This window comes from Solwaraspora sp. WMMA2059, from assembly GCF_027497315.1.
Lineage (GTDB): Bacteria > Actinomycetota > Actinomycetes > Mycobacteriales > Micromonosporaceae > Micromonospora_E.
In genome coordinates this window covers 5,306,384-5,325,423 of record NZ_CP114908.1, presented here as the reverse complement: position 1 = coordinate 5,325,423, position 19,040 = coordinate 5,306,384, and the positions used below count along the sequence as shown (strand labels likewise).

At 73.4% G+C, this 19,040-nt stretch carries 14 protein-coding genes; 8 read left to right on the top strand and 6 right to left on the bottom strand.

The window, feature by feature from the left end; genetic code table 11:
* Positions 1-106: 106 nt before the first annotated feature.
* Together O7553_RS24405 and O7553_RS24400 are read left to right on the top strand one after the other, a co-directional pair.
* The gene (locus O7553_RS24405; protein WP_281551942.1) at positions 107-1,222 is read left to right on the top strand and encodes a glycerophosphodiester phosphodiesterase; all 1,116 of its coding nucleotides are present in this window, start codon (positions 107-109) and stop codon (positions 1,220-1,222) included.
* A 24-nt stretch (positions 1,223-1,246) separates the two neighbouring features.
* Positions 1,247-3,517 (top strand): DEAD/DEAH box helicase, encoded by a 2,271-nt coding sequence (locus O7553_RS24400; protein ID WP_281551941.1) that lies wholly within the window; start codon positions 1,247-1,249, stop codon positions 3,515-3,517.
* A gap of 49 nt (positions 3,518-3,566) precedes the next feature.
* Here O7553_RS24400 and O7553_RS24395 read toward each other — a convergent pair whose 3' ends face one another.
* A complete protein-coding gene (locus tag O7553_RS24395) occupies positions 3,567-4,532 on the bottom strand; it encodes an NlpC/P60 family protein (RefSeq protein WP_281551940.1) in 966 nt (321 codons plus the stop codon).
* Between the two features lie 136 nt (positions 4,533-4,668).
* On the opposite strand from O7553_RS24395, the gene O7553_RS24390 reads away from it, so the two are divergent.
* Positions 4,669-5,628 (top strand): hypothetical protein, encoded by a 960-nt coding sequence (locus tag O7553_RS24390; protein WP_281551939.1) that lies wholly within the window; start codon positions 4,669-4,671, stop codon positions 5,626-5,628.
* Here O7553_RS24390 and O7553_RS24385 read toward each other — a convergent pair.
* From O7553_RS24385 to O7553_RS24370, 4 genes are all read right to left on the bottom strand, one after another.
* A complete protein-coding gene (locus O7553_RS24385; RefSeq protein ID WP_281555735.1) occupies positions 5,615-6,823 on the bottom strand; it encodes an SAM-dependent methyltransferase in 1,209 nt (402 codons plus the stop codon). The two genes, O7553_RS24390 and O7553_RS24385, sit on opposite strands and share 14 nt — an antisense overlap.
* On the bottom strand, positions 6,820-8,544 hold the full coding sequence (locus O7553_RS24380; protein ID WP_281551938.1) for a DEAD/DEAH box helicase: 1,725 nt from the start codon (positions 8,542-8,544) through the stop codon (positions 6,820-6,822). Before O7553_RS24380 ends, O7553_RS24385 begins: the two co-directional genes overlap by 4 nt.
* Positions 8,545-9,208: 664 nt before the next feature.
* Positions 9,209-9,433, bottom strand: coding sequence for a DUF3107 domain-containing protein (locus O7553_RS24375; RefSeq protein ID WP_278173586.1), 225 nt, complete (start codon positions 9,431-9,433; stop codon positions 9,209-9,211).
* A gap of 66 nt (positions 9,434-9,499) precedes the next feature.
* Positions 9,500-10,138 (bottom strand): TetR/AcrR family transcriptional regulator, encoded by a 639-nt coding sequence (locus tag O7553_RS24370; RefSeq protein ID WP_278173588.1) that lies wholly within the window; start codon positions 10,136-10,138, stop codon positions 9,500-9,502.
* Between the two features lie 236 nt (positions 10,139-10,374).
* Here O7553_RS24370 and O7553_RS24365 point away from each other — a divergent pair, with 236 nt between their 5' ends.
* From O7553_RS24365 to O7553_RS24345, 5 genes are all read left to right on the top strand, one after another.
* Entirely contained in the window at positions 10,375-13,323 is a 2,949-nt protein-coding gene (locus O7553_RS24365) for a hypothetical protein (RefSeq protein ID WP_281551937.1), read from the top strand.
* Positions 13,324-13,510: 187 nt separating this feature from the next.
* On the top strand, positions 13,511-14,428 hold the full coding sequence (locus O7553_RS24360) for a DUF3152 domain-containing protein (protein ID WP_281551936.1): 918 nt from the start codon (positions 13,511-13,513) through the stop codon (positions 14,426-14,428).
* 208 nt (positions 14,429-14,636) lie between these two features.
* Entirely contained in the window at positions 14,637-15,527 is an 891-nt protein-coding gene (locus tag O7553_RS24355) for a DUF3152 domain-containing protein (protein WP_281551935.1), read from the top strand.
* A gap of 156 nt (positions 15,528-15,683) precedes the next feature.
* Positions 15,684-16,844, top strand: a complete 1,161-nt coding sequence (gene moeZ, locus O7553_RS24350) for an adenylyltransferase/sulfurtransferase MoeZ (protein WP_123606213.1) — start codon at positions 15,684-15,686, stop codon at positions 16,842-16,844.
* A gap of 127 nt (positions 16,845-16,971) precedes the next feature.
* Positions 16,972-17,760, top strand: coding sequence for a prenyltransferase/squalene oxidase repeat-containing protein (locus O7553_RS24345; protein ID WP_281555734.1), 789 nt, complete (start codon positions 16,972-16,974; stop codon positions 17,758-17,760).
* Between the two features lie 35 nt (positions 17,761-17,795).
* Here the strand turns inward: O7553_RS24345 and O7553_RS24340 are convergent, their stop codons facing one another.
* Entirely contained in the window at positions 17,796-19,040 is a 1,245-nt protein-coding gene (locus tag O7553_RS24340) for a glutamate-5-semialdehyde dehydrogenase (protein ID WP_281551934.1), read from the bottom strand.

Genomic DNA, 19,040 nt, shown 5'->3' with positions numbered 1-19,040 from the left:
TCAGCCGGTCACCGACCGCCCGTCGCCCACCGGTCTCCCGCCCGTCGCCCGGGGCGTCTTCACTGACGCCGACGACGCCCTGCGACACCCCTGTGAGGAGACGACGTTGTCGCGTACTCTGCCGATCATGCTGCTTGCCGGCACCCTGCTGGCCACCATGGCGATCCCGTCCGCCGCCACCGCGACCGACCCGGCGGCCCGCGGCAAGCCGCCGCAGGCCGAGCCGAAACCACTGGTCATCGCACACCGCGGGGCCAGCGGCTACCGGCCGGAACACACCCTGGAGGCGTACCGGCTGGCGATCCGTCAAGGCGCCGACTACATCGAACCCGACCTGGTGTCGACCGCCGACGGGGTGCTGGTCGCCCGGCACGAGAACGAGATCTCGGGCACCACCGACGTCGCCGACCGCGCCGAGTTCGCCGATCGGCGGGCAACCAAGACCATCGACGGGCGCTCCGTCACCGGGTGGTTCACCGAGGACTTCACCCTGGCCGAGCTGCGTACCCTGCGGGCCGTGGAGCGACTGCCGCAGGTCCGGCCGACCAACACGGCGTTCGACGGTGAGTTCACGGTGCCGACCCTGCAGGAGGTCATCGACCTGGCCCGGTCGGAGGGCCGGCGACTGGGCCGGACCATCGGCATCTACCCGGAGACCAAGCACCCCACCTACTTCCAGTCGATCGGGCTGCCGCTGGAGGAGCCACTGGTCGACACTCTGCGACGCAACAAGCTGACCCGGCGTACCGATGCGGTGTTCATCCAGTCCTTCGAGACCGCCAACCTGCGCAAGCTGAGCCGGATGACCAACGTGCGGCTGGTGCAGTTGCTCGGCGGCAGCGGCCGGCCGTACGACTTCGTCGTGGCCGGTGACCCGCGCGGCTACGCCGACCTGGCCACCCCGGACGGGCTCGCCTGGATCAGCCGGTACGCCGACGCCATCGGGCCCACCAAGGACCTGATCGTGCCGCGCGACGCCGACGGCGCGCTGCTGGCCCCGACCTCGCTGATCCGCGACGCCCACCGGGCCCGGCTGGCGGTGCACGCCTGGACGTTCCGGGCGGAGAACCAGTTCCTGCCGGCCGACCACCGCATCGGTGCCGACCCGGCTGCCCGGGGCGACATCACCGCAGAGTACGAACTGTTCTACGGACTCGGGCTGGACGGACTGTTCGCCGACCATCCGGACACCGCCGTGGCGGTCCGCGTCGCCACCCGCTGAACGGTCCTTGCTACGGTCCACGACATGACCGTGGACCGGGCCGAGTTGCGCGACCGCGCCGAGCAGACGCTGCACAGGCTGGCCGGGCCGGGCGCGACGTTGCGCGACGACCAGTGGCGGGCCATCGAGGCGCTGGTCGTCGACCGGCGGCGGGTGCTCTGCGTACAGCGCACCGGGTGGGGCAAGTCGGCGGTCTACTTCATCGCCACCGCGTTGCTGCGCGCCGGCACCGGTTCGTCCGGCACCGACCCGGCCACCCCGACCGGGTCGGTGCCGACCGCACCGGCCGGGCCGACGGTGATCGTCTCGCCGCTGCTGGCGTTGATGCGCAACCAGGTCGCCGCCGCCGAACGGGCCGGGATCCAGGCCCGCACGATCAACTCCGCCAACCTCGACGAGTGGGACACCGTCAGCGCGGAGATCCGGGCCGGCGCCGTCGACGTACTGCTGATCAGTCCGGAGCGGCTGAACAACCCGGACTTTCGGGACAACGTGCTGCCCAGCCTGGCCGCTACCACCGGCCTGCTGGTCATCGACGAGGCGCACTGCGTGTCGGACTGGGGGCACGACTTCCGCCCCGACTACCGGCGGATCCGGACCTTCCTGCGCGAGCTGCGCCCCGGCACGCCGGTGCTGGCCACCACCGCGACCGCCAACACCCGGGTCACCGACGACGTCGCCGAACAGCTCGGCGACACCGCAGACAGCCGGTCCGACGACGACCACGCCGCCTCCGACGGCAGGCTCGGCGACACGCTGGTGCTGCGCGGTCCGCTGGACCGCCGGTCGCTGCGGCTGGCCGTGCTCGACCTGCCCGGCACCGCGCACCGGCTCGGCTGGCTCGCCGACCACCTGGAAACGCTGCCCGGCTCCGGCATCGTCTACACGCTCACCGTCGCGGCCGCCGCCGAGACCGCCGAGTTCCTGCGCTCCCGGGGCTACGCCGTCGCCGCGTACAGCGGCCAGTCCGACGACGCGCAACGCCGCGCCGCCGAACAGGACCTGCTGGACAACAAGATCAAAGCCCTGGTGGCGACATCGGCGCTCGGCATGGGTTTCGACAAGCCGGACCTCGGTTTCGTGGTGCACCTCGGCGCGCCGCCGTCGCCGATCGCCTACTACCAGCAGGTGGGTCGGGCCGGCCGGGCCCTGGACGGTGACCGGTACGCCGACGTGGTGCTGCTGCCCGGCCCCGAGGATCAGGCGATCTGGCGGTACTTCGCGTCACTGGCCTTCCCCCGCGAGGAACAGGTGCGCTCGGTGCTCGCCGCCCTCGAAAACGCCGGTCGTCCGCTGTCCACCCAGGCCCTGGAGCCGATCGTCGATCTGCGGCGCACCCGGCTCGAACTGATGCTCAAGGTGCTAGACGTGGACGGCGCGGTGCGCCGGGTGCGCGGCGGCTGGGTCGCCACCGGCGAGCCGTGGCACTACGACGCCGCCCGGCTGCACCGGGTGGCCCAGGCCCGCACCGCCGAACAGCAGATCATGCAGGAGTACGCGGTACCGGCCGACACCGCCCCGCCGGCCGGCCGACCCGGCTGCCGGATGGAGTTTCTCCGCCACTGCCTGGACGACCCGCAGGCCCAGCCGTGCGGGCGCTGCGACCGCTGCGCCGGCGGGTGGCTGCCGTCCGAGGTGAGCCCGGACGCGCTGCGCGCCGCCGAGACCTTCCTCGGCCGGGCCGGAGTGGAGATCCCCCCGAAGAAGCTCTGGCCGACCGGGCTGGAGGCGGTCGGCGTACCGCTGCGCGGCAAGATCGGCCCCGACGAGCAGGCACTGCCCGGCCGGGCCGTCGGGCGGCTGTCCGACCTGGGGTGGGGTAGCCGGCTGCGGGACCTGCTCGCCGCCGGCCGGCCGGACACCGTGCTGCCGGCCGACGTCGCCGGTGCGGTGATCGACGTGCTCCGCGAGTGGGCGCGCGGCACCCAACCGTGGCCGGCCCGACCGGTCGGGGTGGTGGCGGTCGCCTCCCGGACCCACCCGGAGCTGGTGGCCAGCACCGCCCGACGGATCGCCGAGGTCGGTCGGCTGCCGCTGCTCGGCTCGGTCGAGCCGGCCTGGGCCGAGCCGCCGTCGGCTCAGGGCCGGGGCAACAGCGCGCAACGGGTCCGTACCGTCCACGACGCGTTCGCCGCGCCGCCGGAGCTGGCTGCGGCGCTGTCCGGGCTGACCGGCCCGGTGCTGCTGGTCGACGACCTGGTCGACACCGGCTGGACGTTGACCGCCGTGGCCCGGCTGCTGCGGCGCTCCGGCGCCCCGGCGGTGCTGCCGTTCGCCCTCGCCACCACGAACTGACCCGGTCCGAGCGGGACGGGGTCGCCCGGCCCGGTCAGCCTGATCCGAGTCAGCCCGGCCGGCCGTAGCCCTTGATCGGCATCCGGTCGATCTTGTCGACGCGGACCACTTCACCGTGCCGCGGCGCGTGGATCATCTGGGCGGCCCCGATGTAGATCCCGACGTGCTGCACGTTGCTGTAGAAGAAGACCAGGTCACCGGGGCGGAGCTGGGCGCGGCCGATGCGGGTGACGGTGCCGAACTGCCGGCGGGCGTTGTGTGGCAGCTGCACCCCGGCCGTCGCCCAGGCCGCCGAGGTCAGCCCGGAGCAGTCGTACGAGTGCGGCCCGGCCGACCCCCACCGGTACGGCTTGCCGAGCTGGGCGTGGGCGAAGGCGACGACGCTGGCCGCGCTGCCGGTCGCCGCCTCGGGCAGTGGGTCGGCCGGGCTGCGGTCGGCGGTGGCGGCGCCGGACCGGCTCAGCAGCGCCTGCTGGCGGTCCCGCAGCTCGGTCAGCGCCCGGATGTCCGACTCGATCTGCCGCTGCGTCGCGGACAGCTGCTCCTGCTGCAGCAACTGCTGCTCGATCAGCGCGTTCGCCGTCCGGCGCGCCGCTTCGCTGCGGTCGCGGGTGTCGCGCAGCTCGGCGATCGTCCGCTCGTTGTCGCGGTTGATCACGTCGGCGATGAGCAGCTGGTCGACGAAGTGTTCCGCCGACGCGGTGGACAGCAGGGTGGCGACGGGTCGGGCACCGTTCACCCGGTAGTTGCTGGCCGCGAGTTGACCGACCTGGTCGTGTCGGAACGCGAGCTGCCGGTCCAGTTCGGTGATCGTTTCGCTGAGTCCACCAGCGCGTTCCTGGTTGTGGCGCAGATCCAGCCGGATCTCGTTGTACTGCTCGACCACCGTCTCCAACTGGTGGGCCGCCTGGTCGATCCGCCGGTCCAACTCGGCGATCGAGGCCTGCGCCTGGGCCGGAGCCGGCAGCAACGTGGCGGTTACAGCGGTGACGAGGGCGGCTGCCCTACTTGCCAAGCTATTAACGGTCACGGATGGTACAACGACGGTGCGTTGCGGAAGCCACGGCTGACGACACAGCCGACAACCAGTCGACGACCAGTCGACGACCCGGCCGAGGCGTTGCCGGCCAGCAGCGACTACCGTCGGCGAGGTGGGAGAAACAGTGACCGGTGCCGGCGATCCGACGGGCCCGACAGACCCGGTGGGGCATGGGACGTCCACCGTGCGGCTGGCGACCGGGGTCGCCGCCGTCGTGCTCGCGATGCTCGCCGGGTTCGCCCTGGGTCGGGCGGTGACCGCCCCGACCAGCATCGGCACCCAGTACGCGGCCGGCGCCGCCGACCACACCCACCCGCCCGGGACCACACCGCATGTGCACGACGGCACCGACGGCACCGACGGCGGTGACCAGGTGTCCGGCCTGTCGGTCAGCGTCGGCGGCTACACCCTGGTGCCGGTGCGGCGGCAGCTGCCGGTCGGCGAGCAGGTCGACCTGCGCTTCCAGATCGTCGACGCCGATCAGCGGCCGGTCACCGCCTTCGACGTGGTGCACGACAAGCCGATGCACCTGATCATCGCCCGCCGGGATCTGACCGGGTACCAGCATCTGCACCCGACGATGGCACCGGACGGCACCTGGAGCGTCCCGGTCCGGCTGGCCGCCGCCGGCATCTGGCGGCTCTACACCGACTTCACCCTGCGCGACTCCGACGGTACGCCGGTCGCGTTGACGCTCGGCGTCGACCTCGTGGTGGCCGGCGAGTACCTGCCGACCGACCTGCCGGCCGCCGCCGACACCACCGAGGTGGACGACTTCACCGTACGGATGCGCGGGGTCGCACAGCGCGGGGTGGTGACGCCGCTGCTGTTCGAGGTGGGCCGGGCCGGCCAGTCTCCGACGCTGGAGCCCTACCTCGGCGCGTACGGGCATCTGGTCGCGCTGCGCGACGGCGACCTCGGCTATCTGCACGTGCATCCGGAGGCCGAGCTGGTCGACGGCGCGGTGAAGTTCTGGCTGACCGCCCCGAGCCCCGGTGACTACCGGATGTTCCTGGACTTCCAGGTGGCCGGCGAGGTGCACACCGCCGAGTTCACCGTCACGGTCGACTGACCACGGTCGCCCCGGCGGCGTCCGACACAGCGGACCCGGCGGTGTCCGGCGGCGCCGGCAGCAGGGTCTGCAGCCGGGGGGTCACCGCCCACTGGTCGACCAGCGCCCGGTAGGCCCGGTGCTGCTCGCGTCGGTCCGGTACGCCGCCACGCCGGGCCCGCAGCAGCAGGTTGCGCGGCGTGTGCTGGGAGTCGATGAACTCGACCACGTCCACCCGGTAGCCGTACGCCCGCAGCAGGGTCGCCCGCAGCGTGTCGGTGAGCACGTCGGCGAACCGTTCCCGCAGGATGCCGGCGGAGACCAGCGGCCCGTACGGCTGCGGTGCCGGCTGCCGGCGCAGCTGGGCGGCGATGTCGTGGTGGCAGCAGGGCGCGGCCAGCACCCACCGGGCCTGCCAGTCGACGGCCCGGGCCAGCGCCTCGTCGGTGGCGGTGTCGCAGGCGTGCAACGCCAGCACCAGGTCCGGCGCCGGCTCGACCGGTGCCTGCCGGATGGTGCCGGCGACGAACCGGACCTGCCCGGCGCAGCCGAGCTGGTCGGCCAGCGCGGTGTTGCGCCGCCGCTGGTCCTCGCGGACGTCGACGCCGGTCACCACCGGCTGCCCGCCGCGGGAGACCAGGTAGCGGTAGGCGGCGAAGGTCAGATAGGCGTTGCCGCAGCCCAGGTCGACGACGTGCAGCGGCCCGGCGGGTAGCGGGTCGGGCAGGGTGGCGGCGAGCGCCCGCAGGAACGCGTCGACCTGGCGGCGTTTCGCGGCGTTGGCACCGATCGCGGCGAACAGCGGGTCGTCCGGATCCAGCAGGTACCGCTTGGCCCGGTCGTGGTCGCCGGGGCCGGTGTCGGTCCGGTCGGCGGTCGACCGGTGCACCTGCGCGGTGCCCTTCTTGGTCACCCGCAGCTGCAGGGTGCTGGTGCTGGTCTCGACGTGCCAGTTGCCGAACGGCTCGGCGAGCAGCTGGTCGACTGCGGCTTCGGCGGGGGCACCCGGCGGCAGGTTACGGGTCACCGGACGGGTGCCGTCGTTGGTGACGATCTGCAGGTGGGTACCGGCCCGCAGGGCGACCGGCCGGAGTTCGGCCCGAACGACCGACGGGGCGGCGTTGCGCCGACGCCCGGCGGCGACCGCCCGGGTGAGCTGCGGGCTGAGCAGCAGCGCCCGGACGTCGTCGAGGGCGTCGGCGAGGGATCGAGTCAGTTTTCGCCGCCGCTGCCCTGCTCGGCCCGGCCGGCTCCGCCGACTTGCTCGGCCCGGCCGGCTCCGCCGGAGCCACCCCGGCGGCGTCGGCGGCGGCGCGTCGAACCGCCCGAGCCGCCGTCCGACGTGGCGGCGGCCGCGATCTCCGTACCGTCGGTGGACGCAGCTCCGGAGTCGGTGCCGGCACCGCCGTTGACGACCTGACCGCCGCGCCGTCGACGACGCGGCCGGCGGCTGGCCGGGGGACCGTCCTCACCGGCGGTCGTCGCGGTGGCGGTGGACCGGTCGGCGTCGTCCGGCGCGGCGGAGCGACGGGACCTCGACGACCGCCGGCCCCGGCTGTCACCGCGCGCTCCGCGCTCGGCGCGGCCGTCGCCGTCACCGCGCCGCCGCCGGCCGGCGCTGCGGCCGCCGAGGTCCTCCTCGACCTCGGCGGACAGCCCGGCGCGGGTACGGTCGGCGCTGGGCAGCGTGCCGGAGACGTCGCGGGAGATGTCCAGGTCTGCGTAGAGGTGCTCAGAGGTGTGGTACGTCTCCGGCGGCTCGGGCATCTCCAGCCCGAGGGTCTTGTCGATGATCCGCCACCGGGTGATGTCCTCCCAGTCGACGAAGGTCACCGCCACCCCGGTCGCGCCGGCCCGGCCGGTGCGACCGATCCGGTGGGTGTAGGTGTCCTGGTCCTCCGGGCAGTCGTAGTTGATCACGTGGGTGACGCCGGAGACGTCCAGACCGCGGGCGGCGACGTCGGTGGCCACCAGGATGTCGATCTTTCCGGTACGGAAGGCGCGCAGCGCCCGTTCCCGGGCGCCCTGGCCGAGGTCGCCGTGCACGGCGGCCACCGCGAAGCCACGGAAGTCCAGGTCCTCGGCGACCCGGTCGGCCGCCCGCTTGGTACGGGTGAAGATCATCGTCAGCCCGCGCTCCTCGGCCTGCAGGATCCGGGCGACGATCTCGATCTTGTTCATCGGGTGGGTGCGGTAGACCACCTGGCGGGTCAGCGGAGGGACGCCCGCCTCGGTGGTGTGCCCGGCGTGGATGGTCACCGGGTGGCGCAGGAACCGCCGGGACAGGGCCACGATCGGGTCGGGCATGGTGGCGGAGAACAGCATCGTCTGCCGGTCCTCCGGCAGCATCGCCAGGATCCGCTCGACGTCGTCGAGGAAGCCCAGATCGAGCATCCGGTCGGCCTCGTCCAGCACCAGCGCCCGGATCCGGTCCAGCCGCAGCTTCTTCTGCTTGGCCAGGTCCATCAACCGACCCGGCGTACCGACCAGGATCTCCACGCCGGAACGCAGCGTCTCGATCTGCGGCTCGTACGCGACGCCACCGTAGATCGGCAGCACCCGCACGCCGCGGGTGCTGCCGGCGGCGGCCAGGTCCTTGGCGACCTGCAGGCCGAGCTCGCGGGTCGGGACGACGACCAGCGCCTGCGGTACGCCGTCACCGCCCTCGGTCGGGGCGAGCACCCGGTCGATGAGCGGTACGCCGAAGCCGAGCGTCTTGCCGGTCCCGGTCGGTGCCTGGCCGATCAGGTCGCTGCCGCGCAGCGCGATCGGCAGGGCGTACTCCTGGATGGCGAAGGCGTGGACGATGCCGACCTGGGCGAGCGCGGTCACCGTCTCCGGGCGGGCACCCAGGTCGGCGAAGGTGGGGCTGTCGGGCCGTGCCGGTGGGCGTTTCGCCGGCTCGTCGCCGGCGTTGTGGTCGAAAATGTCAGTCATCAGGTGTCGGGGGTGCCTCTCGTGGTGCGCCCCGCCTGTTCCTGAGGGCGCGTGTCGGATGCGGCGCCGCGACGGCGCCGGTTGTGCGGCGCGCAGGGTGCGCGCCGGTTGTGGTCGGTGCCAGAAGGGCGCCGGTTGTGCGGCGCGCCGAGCCGGCGCGTCCGATGGTCGTCGGCACCGACGTCGTGTCGGTGCGGTGCGGGTGCTGCGAAGTGCCGCCGCGATGCCGGGGCGACGCGTTGTCTGCGGCGTGCCGCAGTGCGTCAGTTGACGGCGCTGGCCACACGCGATCGACAGGTCGCGGGCCGCACGCGCGCCGCGAACCCCGCTCGAGCATCCTCGACGGCCGCAGCATTGCTGACCATGGTAGCTGACGGTCCGCGCAGACGTGGAGATCCTCGGCGACGGCGGCCGGACCGACGACTCAGCTGTGGTTCTTGTCACGCCGCCGGGGTGGTGCGGGCACGGCGGCAGTGACGAACGGCACGGTCGTCAACGGTGTCGGTCGAAGGAGTCGCGACCGGGCCGCGGTCGCGACCGGCGCGGTGATCTGGCGGGTGATCCGGGCGGACCGATCCGGATCAGGCTGAACCGATCCGGATCGGTGCGGTCGGCCCTGGGAGCCGGCGGCCGACTCGGCAGCTTCGGGGCCGGTCCGGCCAGGTCAGCGGACGGTGAAGCCGACCGAACGGGGAGCGGCCTCGGCGATCTCGACGTACGCGATCTTGCTGACCGGGACGATGACCCGGCGGCCGCGCTCGTCGGTGAGTGACAGAGTCCCCTCGGTCGTGATTGCCTGGGTCACGATCTGCTCGATCTCAGCCGGTGACTGGGCACTGTCCAGAACGAGCTCGCGCGGCGCGTACTGCACGCCGATCTTGACCTCCACGGGTCCTCCTTGAGGTGGGCGAAAACAACGCCAACGCGAAGGTTAGCCGATGCGGACGCGCTGTGGTCAGGATGCCTCACCCTGCAGCGGGAACCCGGCGATGCCCCGCCAGGAGAGTGCGGCGAGCAACGACTCGGCTTCGTCCTTGGGCACCTGTCGACCGCCGGCCAGCCAGAACTGGGCGGCGGTCTCGGCCGCGCCGACCAGCCCGGAGGCGAGCAGCTCGGCCCGGGACCGGCTCACCCCGGTGTCCGAGATGATGGTGTCGGTGATCGACGCGATGCACTCCCGTTCGACGCGTTCCACCCGGGCCCGTACCAGCGGCTCGTTGCGCAGGTCGGAGTCGAAGACCAGCCGGAAGGCGCCGCTCTCCTCGTCGACGAAGTCGAAGTAGGCCTGCACCGCCCCGCTGACCCGTTCCTTGTTGTCGGTGGTCGCGGCCATCGCGGCGGCGACTTTGGCGATGATGGCGTCGCAGTGTGTGTCGAGCAGCGCCAGATACAACTCCAGCTTGCCCGGAAAATGCTGATAGAGCACCGGCTTCGACACGCCGGCCCGCTCCGCGATGTCGTCCATCGCCGCCGCGTGGTAACCCTGTGCGACGAACACCTCCTGGGCGGCGGCGAGCAGCTGCTTGCGGCGGGCGGACCGTGGCATCCGGGCCGGTCGGCCGCTTGTCTGTGCGTCGCTCGACGCAGCGGTCATGTCGAACCTCCGAGTCCGGTCGCGGCCATCTGGTCGGCGAAGAAACGAAACGATCAGTGCATATCACCTGGCCGGTCAATTGGCCCGACGTTGCAACTTATCGCCACTGTCAGCACACGGTAGCCTCAGCGGGGGCGACCGAGGAGCGCACGGTGGACGAATCAGGTGAACCCCGCGGGGCCGCACCGGGACCAGAGGACGGCGGAGCGGATCCGCGAGACCGTCGTGACCAGGGCATGGGCAGTTGGACGGGGTCGCCGACCCGGTGGTCGGACGGCTCCGGTGTCGGGCCGGACGCCGACCGCGCCGATGCCGGCTGGGGCGCCCGCGACGAACCGGTGAGCGGCCCGCACTGGGCTGACCCGCCGTCCCGGTACGCCGAGGTGCTGCCGTTCACCCGGACTCCGCGCGGCGGCTCAGTCACCCGTGGTTCCCGCAGCGCCGACAACGGCCGTGCCACAGCCGTCAACGGCCGGCCGGTCTCCGGGCCGGCCGAGACCGTGGTGCCGACCCCACGCCCCGCGCCGGCCGGTGAGTCGATCCAGCCGGGCGGCGTGGACACCGGACGGGCCGACAACGAGCCGACCGCCAGGATGGCCGGTGGACCTGCGGACGACCCCACCCCACCCGGTGGCTCGGCCGAGCGTCGTGGCGGTGACAACCCACGCCCGACCCCGACGCCGGTCAACCCGCCGCCGCGCTGGCAGGAGACGGCCCGGGTAGTGCCGACCGCGCCGCTGCGCGCGGTGCCGGTGGCCTCGGCGGCACCGGTGTCGCCGGCCCGGCCGGCCCGCCCCGGCACCCCACCGGGCTTCCAGCCGCCGCCGACCGGTCAGCCGGGCGCGCAACGATCCGAGCCCGACGACCGCCCAGTCGAGCCTGACCGGCAGCGTTCCGCGCAGTCCGACCTCCCGCCCGACCGGCCAGACCTCCCGCCCGACCGGTCCGGGATGTCGCCCGACCAGTCCGGCCTCCCGGGTACGCCGGCCGACCGGTCCGCTGCCGGCCCCGCCGGCCGTACGGCGGACGCAGCCGGACGTGACGAACCTGCCCGGCGCGACGACTTCGCCCCCACACCGCCGCAGCCCGCCGGGCAGCCGTCCAACGTTGGTCCGCTCCGGCAGCCGACCGGCGAACGGCCCGGTCCAGGTGCTGGCGGGCCGTGGTCCCGGCAGGTGACCGGCGAATGGCCCCGGCCCGGCACCGCCGACGAGTTGCGACGGCCGGTCCCGACCAGCGCCGCACCGGCCGCTGACCAGTGGCACCGACAGAGCGCCACCGGTGAATGGCCACGACCGACCAGCTCCGCCGCCTGGGACCGGCCCGCTGACGACGTGCCGGGCGATCGGACCCAGCGTGGCCAGGGGTCGCCATCCGGGCCGGCGTCCGGGCCCCCGGCCGGTGAGCCGGACTGGTCGTACGGGCAGCGCTGGCCGGCGCCGGAGCCGGGCTGGACGGACGGGCCGACCGATTCGAGCTGGGCGGCTACGGACTCTGGCGGTCAGGTGTGGGCGGCAGAAGCCGCCGGTGGGCCGAGCGGCCCGGTGGAACGGGACGACGCCGAGCCGTCGGGCTGGTCCGACGACCGGACCGCCCCGGCTGACAGCGGCTGGTCCGGTCCGCCACCACCGAGCTGGGGCGGCGACGACCGCAGTGGCTGGCCGGGCGCGGCGAGCGGTGAGTCGGGCTGGGCGATGCCGGATCCGCCGACCGTGCCGGAGGAGCTGCCGTGGCGTCCCGACCGCCCGGCCGACCTGGGCCAGGCCGCCGGGTACCGGCCGGTCAGTGGCCAGCCCCGGTACGAGCCGACGGCTCCCGCCGAGCAGTACGAGCCGACGGCTCCCGCCGGCGGGCAGTACGGACCGGGGCGGCCCGGCCAGGGTGACAGCGGCGGGGACGCCGACGGCCTGATGCCCCGCCGCCGGGCGGTTTCCCGCCGCGCCGACGACGAGCTTGGCGAGGCAACGGTGTCCGGGCCGACTGGTGCGTCGGTCCCCGCGGAGCCGCCTGGGGCACCGGCCACCGCCGAGCCGGCCGGTGGTGCGCTGCCGCCGGTCGAACACCCGGCGGATCTGTCCACCACCCCCATCGCGGCTGCCGCGCTGGACTCGTTGCCGCAGCGGGTTCCCGCCGACCCGGACGTGCCGACCGTGCCGCAGCAACTGCCGCCGGTCGAACACGCGGCGGAGACGCCGGAACTCGCGCGGATCGCGTCCCACCTGCGCCGCGGCGACGTCGTCGACCAGCCGCAGGAGCGGCCGGAAGGCTTCGACGTCGGAGCGATCCTGGCAGCGGTACGCGGCGTCGGCGGAGTCCGCGACGCCTCGCTGCGGACCACCGACGCCGGTGCCCACAGCCTCCGGCTCGACCTGTCCGAGGGTGCCGACCCGGCCGAGGTGAGCCGGTTGGTGGCGCGGCTGCTCCAGGAACGGATGGGCCTGGCGGCGGCCCCGCAGAACCTGCCGGGTGGCGAACCCGACCACGGGCTGCCGGCGTTGCCCGGCCGCGCCGATCTGCCGGCGCCGGGTCGGCCGCCGGGCTCGACAGCTCCGCCGTTGACGGCTCCGGGTGGCGTACCTGGCTGGGTCGCCCCGGAACCGGCGGACGTACCGCGCCGCCGCCGACAGCCGCTGGGTCCCCGCCCCGGCCAGGACGATCCGCCGCCCCGGCACGCGGGCGCGGGCGCGACCGCCGCGACATCCGCTGTGCCGTGCGTGGAGCCGGGCGGCACCGCGCCGGAGAGCGGGCCGCCCCGGCCGCTGAACCCGGGTGGTCGGCCCGGCCCCCGGGTCGTGCTGGACCATGTGCAGGTCAGCACGTTCGGCGTGGACGCCACCGTCGAGGTGCGACTGACCGCCGGCCAGCGGACCACGTCCGGTGTGGCGACCGGGCCGGCGGTCGACGGGTACGTGCTGCGGTTGTGCGCGGTGGCCGCCGCCTCGTCGATCGAGAAGCTGTTGACCGGCCCGGCCGGCGCGGCGGACCGGGGACGGTGCATCGTCGAGCACGCGGCCGTGGTGCCGATGGGCGGCTGCGAGGTGGCGGTGGTCGTCGTACTGCTCGCCTGTGGTGGCTGGGTGGAGCAGCTGGCCGGTTCGGCGGTCGTCTCGGGGGATCCGCGGCAGGCTGTGGTGAGAGCCACACTCGCCGCCGTCAACCGGCGACTGGACGCTCTGCTGGCCTGATCGGCACGGCCACCGCCCCTGCTCGGCACGCATCCGCGGCCTGCTCGGCACGGTCCTGCGGCCTGATCGGCACCGTCCGGCGGGCTGACTGGTCGCTCAGTGGCCCGGTCGGCGGGACGGGGTGCCCGGACCGACGCGCCGGTCCGGGGTGCCCGGACCGGCGTCGGCTGTGGCACGCTGGTCAGCGATGTCCGACCGCCGTACCCGCCCGACCCGCCGTGACCACCCGACCGGGGCACGGAGCCGGTCGGCGCACCGCCGGCAGCGGCGCGACGCGTCGCGTACCCGCCGACGGCGGCTGCGGTGGCCGGTGCTGGCGGCGGTGCTGGTGACCGTGCTCGGGCTGGCGGCGATCGGGTTCGCGTTGCCCCGGGTCGGAGTGGGCGGCGATCGGGACGCGGTGGCCGCGCCACCCGGCGACACCACGGCGGCGACGCCCAGCGCCGAACCGCCCCCGACGACCGGCCCGCCACCGACCACCGCGCCACCCGCGCCGGTGCTGCGGCTGTCCGGCACGGCACCGTCGGCCGGCAGCGGCGAGTTCGACTTCAGCACCAAGCAGGGGAAGATCGCTGGCCGGTCCGGCACCCTGCGCCGCTACCGGGTGGCCGTGGAGATCGGCGCCGAGGAGGACGTCGAGGCGTTCGGTGACGCGGTGGAGAAGCTGCTCTCCGACGAACGGAGCTGGATCGGCGGCGGTCAGCTGCGCCTGCAGCGGGTGCCCGACCAGGCCGGCCACGACTTCACCGTCTACCTGGCCACGGCGCAGACCGCCGCCCGGATGTGCCAGGCCGGCTGGGTGGACATCCGGATCGACGGCGAGCCGTACACCTCGTGTCGGGCGCAGGGCCAGGCAATCATCAACCTGGACCGCTGGCGGTTCTCGGTCGACCACTACGTCAGCGGTGAGGTCCCGCTCGACGTCTACCGGGCGTACGTGATCAATCATGAGGTCGGCCACGAGCTGGGCCACGGCCACGAGCGCTGCCCGGGGGAGGGCGAACCGGCCCCGGTGATGATGCAGCAGACGCTGTTCCTCAACGGATGTGTGGCCAACCCGTGGCCGTTCCTGGCTGGTGAGCGGTACGCCGGTCCCCCGCTGTGACCGGGGCGCTCAGCGGATCGGCGGAGGATACGGGGCGTACGGTCGGATTGAATCCCTGAACCGATGGTCCCCGCGCGTCGTTCGGGCCTTACCGACATGCCGTGACAATCTGGGCAGGTCAGGCCAGGGATTCGCGCCGGTTCGCCCCCTGTCGTGCACCAGTCCGACCGGCGCGGGTGGCGAAGCACGCCATGAGGGGCGGGCCACGATGCACGACCGACGACGAGTCACCGAGGAGCCGGACCGCCGGCCGGGCAACGGGCCGGACCGCCAGGGGCCGGACCGTCAGCGGGATCACCGGACGGAGCGTCGACGGACGGCGCGTCGCCGACGTCGCCGGGCCGGGGCACTCATCCTGGTGACGATGGCGGCGGCGCTGATCGTCACCGACGTCCTACGAGCCGGTTCCGGCGCCACCGGGCTGCTGGCGGCGGCGGTACGCGAGCCCGGCCCCGGCGGCGGGGTGGCACCCGCCGGCAGCGCACCGGCGGACGGCGCCGGTCTGCCACCGGCCCCGTCGCCAGCCAGCTACCCGCAGACCGGGCCGGGTACCTTCGGCTACCTCACCGGGACCGGCCCGCTGCTCGGCTGGGCCGGGGAACTCCGCCGGTTCCGGGTCGCCGTCGAGGACGGGACCGGCCAGCGCGCCGACGAGTTCGCGGCGATCGTCGACGCGACGCTCGGCGACGGACGCAGTTGGATCGCCTCCCGGCAGTTCCGGCTGCAGCGGGTGCCCCGGCTCGACGCCGCCGAGTTCACCATCTACCTGGCCACCCCGGGCACCTCGGAGCAGATGTGCGCGCTCGGAGGGCTGACCACCGAGAAGTACACGTCGTGCCGGCTGCCCGGTCAGGTGATCATCAATCTGGCGCGCTGGTTGGAGGCGGTACCGCACTACGACGGGACACTCGCCGAGTACCGCGCCTACGTGATCAACCACGAGGTCGGTCACCAGTTCGGCATGGGCCATGAACTCTGCCCGGCACCCGGCCGCCCCGCCCCGGTGATGCAGCAGCAGACGTACGGGATGCAGGGCTGTGTGGCCAACGGCTGGCCGTACCTGGACGGCGAGCGGTACACCGGACCGCCGATGACCTGACCGGGAGCGACCGGTCCACGGTGCCGGGTGGCGACCCGCACGGGGAACGGCTATTCCCGGATCCCGGATGGCGGGCGGTGTCGCTACTCATGGCCGAGTCGGCGCGGAGCGAGCAACAATAGCGCAGCCAGCATTGCCGATCCCGGGGAGTTCACCGTGTCGTTGCCCCCGCTCGTCGAACCCGCCGCCGAGCTGACCGTCGATGAGATCCGCCGCTACTCGCGGCACCTCATCATCCCGGATGTCGGGGTCGACGGCCAGAAACGCCTCAAGAACGCCAAGGTGCTCTGCGTGGGCGCCGGCGGGCTCGGCTCACCCGCCCTGATGTACCTGGCCGCGGCCGGTGTCGGGACGCTGGGCATCGTCGACTTCGACACCGTCGACGAGTCGAACCTGCAGCGTCAGATCATCCACGGCCAGTCGGACATCGGCCGGTCCAAGGCCGAGTCGGCCGCCTCGTCGGTGCGGGAGATCAACCCGTACGTCAACATCCAGATCCACGACGTGTCGCTGGACAACGACAACGTCTTCGACATCTTCGGCCAGTACGACCTGATCCTCGACGGCACCGACAACTTCGCCACCCGCTACCTGGTCAACGACGCCTGCGTACTGCTCGGCAAGCCGTACGTGTGGGGGTCGATCTACCGGTTCGACGGCCAGGTCAGCGTCTTCTGGGACCAGCACGGCCCGAACTACCGGGACCTCTACCCGGAGCCGCCGCCGCCCGGCATGGTGCCGTCCTGCGCCGAGGGCGGCGTGCTCGGCGTGCTCTGCGCCTCGATCGGGTCGATCATGGTCACCGAGGCGATCAAGCTGATCACCGGCATCGGTGATCCGCTGCTCGGTCGGCTGATGGTCTACGACGCCCTGGAGATGACCTACCGGGTCATCAAGATCCGCAAGGACCCGAACGGCGAGCCGATCACCGGCCTGATCGACTACGACGACTTCTGCGGCGCGGTGTCGACCGAGGCCGAGGAGGCGGTCGTCGACTCCACCATCACCGCCCGCGAGCTGAAGGACTGGCAGGACGCCGGCAAGGACTTCTTCCTGATCGACGTCCGGGAGCCGGCCGAGTACGAGATCGTCAAGATCCCCGGCTCGACGTTGATCCCCAAGGGCGAGTTCCTCAACGGCGAGGCCCTGGCGAAGCTGCCGCAGGGCCGGCAGATCGTGCTGCACTGCAAGTCCGGCGTACGGTCGGCCGAGGCCCTTGCCGCGGTCAAGGCCGCCGGCTTCGCCGACGCCGTGCACGTCCAGGGCGGGGTGCTCTCCTGGGTCAAGCAGATCGACCCGTCGCTGCCCAGCTACTGATCCAGCGTCCGGTGGCCGCCCGCCCTCCCGGGCCGGCGGTCACCGGTCACCGGCCGGCTAGTTGACCTTGACTGAGTTACCGAGGCGGACCGCCGGACCCGGCGGTAGCCTGTCGTCCGTGGTCGATATGGATGCCGCCATCGGGTTCGTCGTCGCGCACGGCGACACCGTGGACCGGGCCCGGCTGTCCTGGTTGCGGACCGGGACCGCCCCGCAGCCCGACGCACTCACCAGCGCCGAGGTCGGGCAGGCGCCGGACGGCGGCTGGCCCGCCTTCTGGGCCGGCGACGTCGCCTCGGTCGACGCCACCTGCTTCCGGCTCGCCGAACTGGACGACCTCGGTGCGCTCGACCGGCCACCGGCCCGCAAGGCGCTCGACTGGCTGGCCGGCCGGCAACGGGCCGACGGCAGCTGGGAAGAGGACGAGAGCCTGGCCGCCGAGGCACCCGACTGGGCACGGCCCGGCGACCCGGAAGCCACCTACTACCTGACCGCCAACGCCGGCTACTGGCTGAGCGTCGCCGACACCGACGGCGCCGGCGACCCCGGCCACCGCGCCGCCGCACAGCGCGCCGCCCACTACCTGGCTGCCCAGATGCGCCCGGACGGCACCTGGCCGTCGTACCTGCTGGCCGGCTGGCTGGCCGCCGCCACCCTCTACCGGCAGACCATGTTCTACGAGTCGGCCCGGATGCAGGTGGTGCTCAACGACCGGCTCGCCACCATGGCCCCCGGCGACGTCGCCCAGCTGGCCGCCGCGCTACGCCGGGCCGGCCTGGCCGACGACGACTGGCTGCTCACCAACGCCCGCCGTCGGCTGGCCGCCACCCAGCGCAGCGACGGAGGCTGGGACAGCGACGCGGGCGACCCGTTCGAGGTGCACGTCGTCCTGGCCGCGATCCGCGCCTGCCGCTGACCGGCCTCCCGGTGCGCGCCCGCCGTCGGGTGGGGTTACCCGCGCAGGTGGCCGTCGCCGGTGACCACGTACTTCGTCGAGGTCAGCTCCGGCAGCCCCATCGGCCCACGGGCGTGCAGCTTCTGCGTGGAGATGCCGATCTCCGCGCCGAAGCCGAACTGCCCGCCGTCGGTGAACCGGGTCGACGCGTTCACCATCACCGCGGCCGCGTCGACCCGGGCGACGAACTCACGGGCGGCGCTCGCCGAGTCGGTGACGATCGCCTCGGTGTGCCCGGTGCCGTACCGCTTGATGTGCGTCACCGCCGCGTCGAGTGAGTCGACGACGGCGACTGAGATGTCCGCCGACAGGTACTCGGTGGCGAAGTCGTCGTCGGTGGCCGGCACCACGTCGGCCGAGAACGCCGCGACCTCCGGGGTGCCGTGCACGGTCACATTCGCGTTACGCAGTTCCTTCAGCAGCTTCGGCAGGAACGCCGCCGCCACGTCCACGTGCACCAGCAGCGACTCGGCGGTGTTGCAGGTCGACAGCCGCTGCGTCTTCGAGTTGACCGCCACGGCGAGGGCCTTGTCCAGGTCGGCGGCGGCGTCGACGTACACGTGGCAGTTGCCGACACCGGTCTCGATCACCGGCACCGTCGACTCCTCGACCACGGTGCGGATCAGGTCCGCCCCGCCGCGCGGAATCAGCACGTCGACCAGGCCGCGCGCCCGCATCAGCTCCTTGACCGAGTCGCGCGACGAGGCGTCCAGCAGCTGCACCGCGTCGGCCGGCAGTCCGACGCCGGCCAGTGCGTCCCGCAGCACCTCGACGAGGATCGCGTTGGAGTGCGCCGCCGACGACGAGCCGCGCAGCAGCGCCGCGTTGCCCGACTTCAGGCAGATCCCGGCGGCGTCGACGGTCACGTTCGGCCGCGCCTCGTAGATGATGCCGACCACCCCGAACGGCACCCGCACCTGCCGCAGTTCCAGACCGTTCGGCAGCGTCGAACCGCGCACCACCTCGCCGACCGGGTCGGCCAGCCCGGCCATCTCCCGCAACGCCTGCGCCATGTCCTCAATGCGCTTCTCATTGAGCGCCAGTCGATCCAGGATCGCCGTCGACAGGCCGTTGGCCCGTCCGGCGTCCAGGTCGGCCGCGTTCGCGGCCACGATCTCGGCGGTACGGGCGACGAGCGCATCGGCCATCGCCAGCAACCCGGCGTCCTTGGCCGCCCGGGTCGCGGTGACCAGCTCGTCGGCGGCCACCCGCGCCCGCTTGGCCTGCTCGGTCACGCTCAT

Bases quoted from the DNA above. Each gene is read 5' to 3' on its own strand.
- O7553_RS24370 (WP_278173588.1), bottom strand. From the start codon at position 10,138: ATGACCGCTGCGTCGAGCGACGCACAGACAAGCGGCCGACCGGCCCGG.
- O7553_RS24360 (WP_281551936.1), top strand. From the start codon at position 13,511: ATGTCCGACCGCCGTACCCGCCCGACCCGCCGTGACCACCCGACCGGG.
- O7553_RS24355 (WP_281551935.1), top strand. From the start codon at position 14,637: ATGCACGACCGACGACGAGTCACCGAGGAGCCGGACCGCCGGCCGGGC.
- O7553_RS24400 (WP_281551941.1), top strand. From the start codon at position 1,247: ATGACCGTGGACCGGGCCGAGTTGCGCGACCGCGCCGAGCAGACGCTG.
- O7553_RS24365 (WP_281551937.1), top strand. From the start codon at position 10,375: ATGGGCAGTTGGACGGGGTCGCCGACCCGGTGGTCGGACGGCTCCGGT.
- O7553_RS24380 (WP_281551938.1), bottom strand. From the start codon at position 8,544: ATGACTGACATTTTCGACCACAACGCCGGCGACGAGCCGGCGAAACGC.
- O7553_RS24345 (WP_281555734.1), top strand. From the start codon at position 16,972: ATGGATGCCGCCATCGGGTTCGTCGTCGCGCACGGCGACACCGTGGAC.
- O7553_RS24340 (WP_281551934.1), bottom strand. From the start codon at position 19,040: ATGAGCGTGACCGAGCAGGCCAAGCGGGCGCGGGTGGCCGCCGACGAG.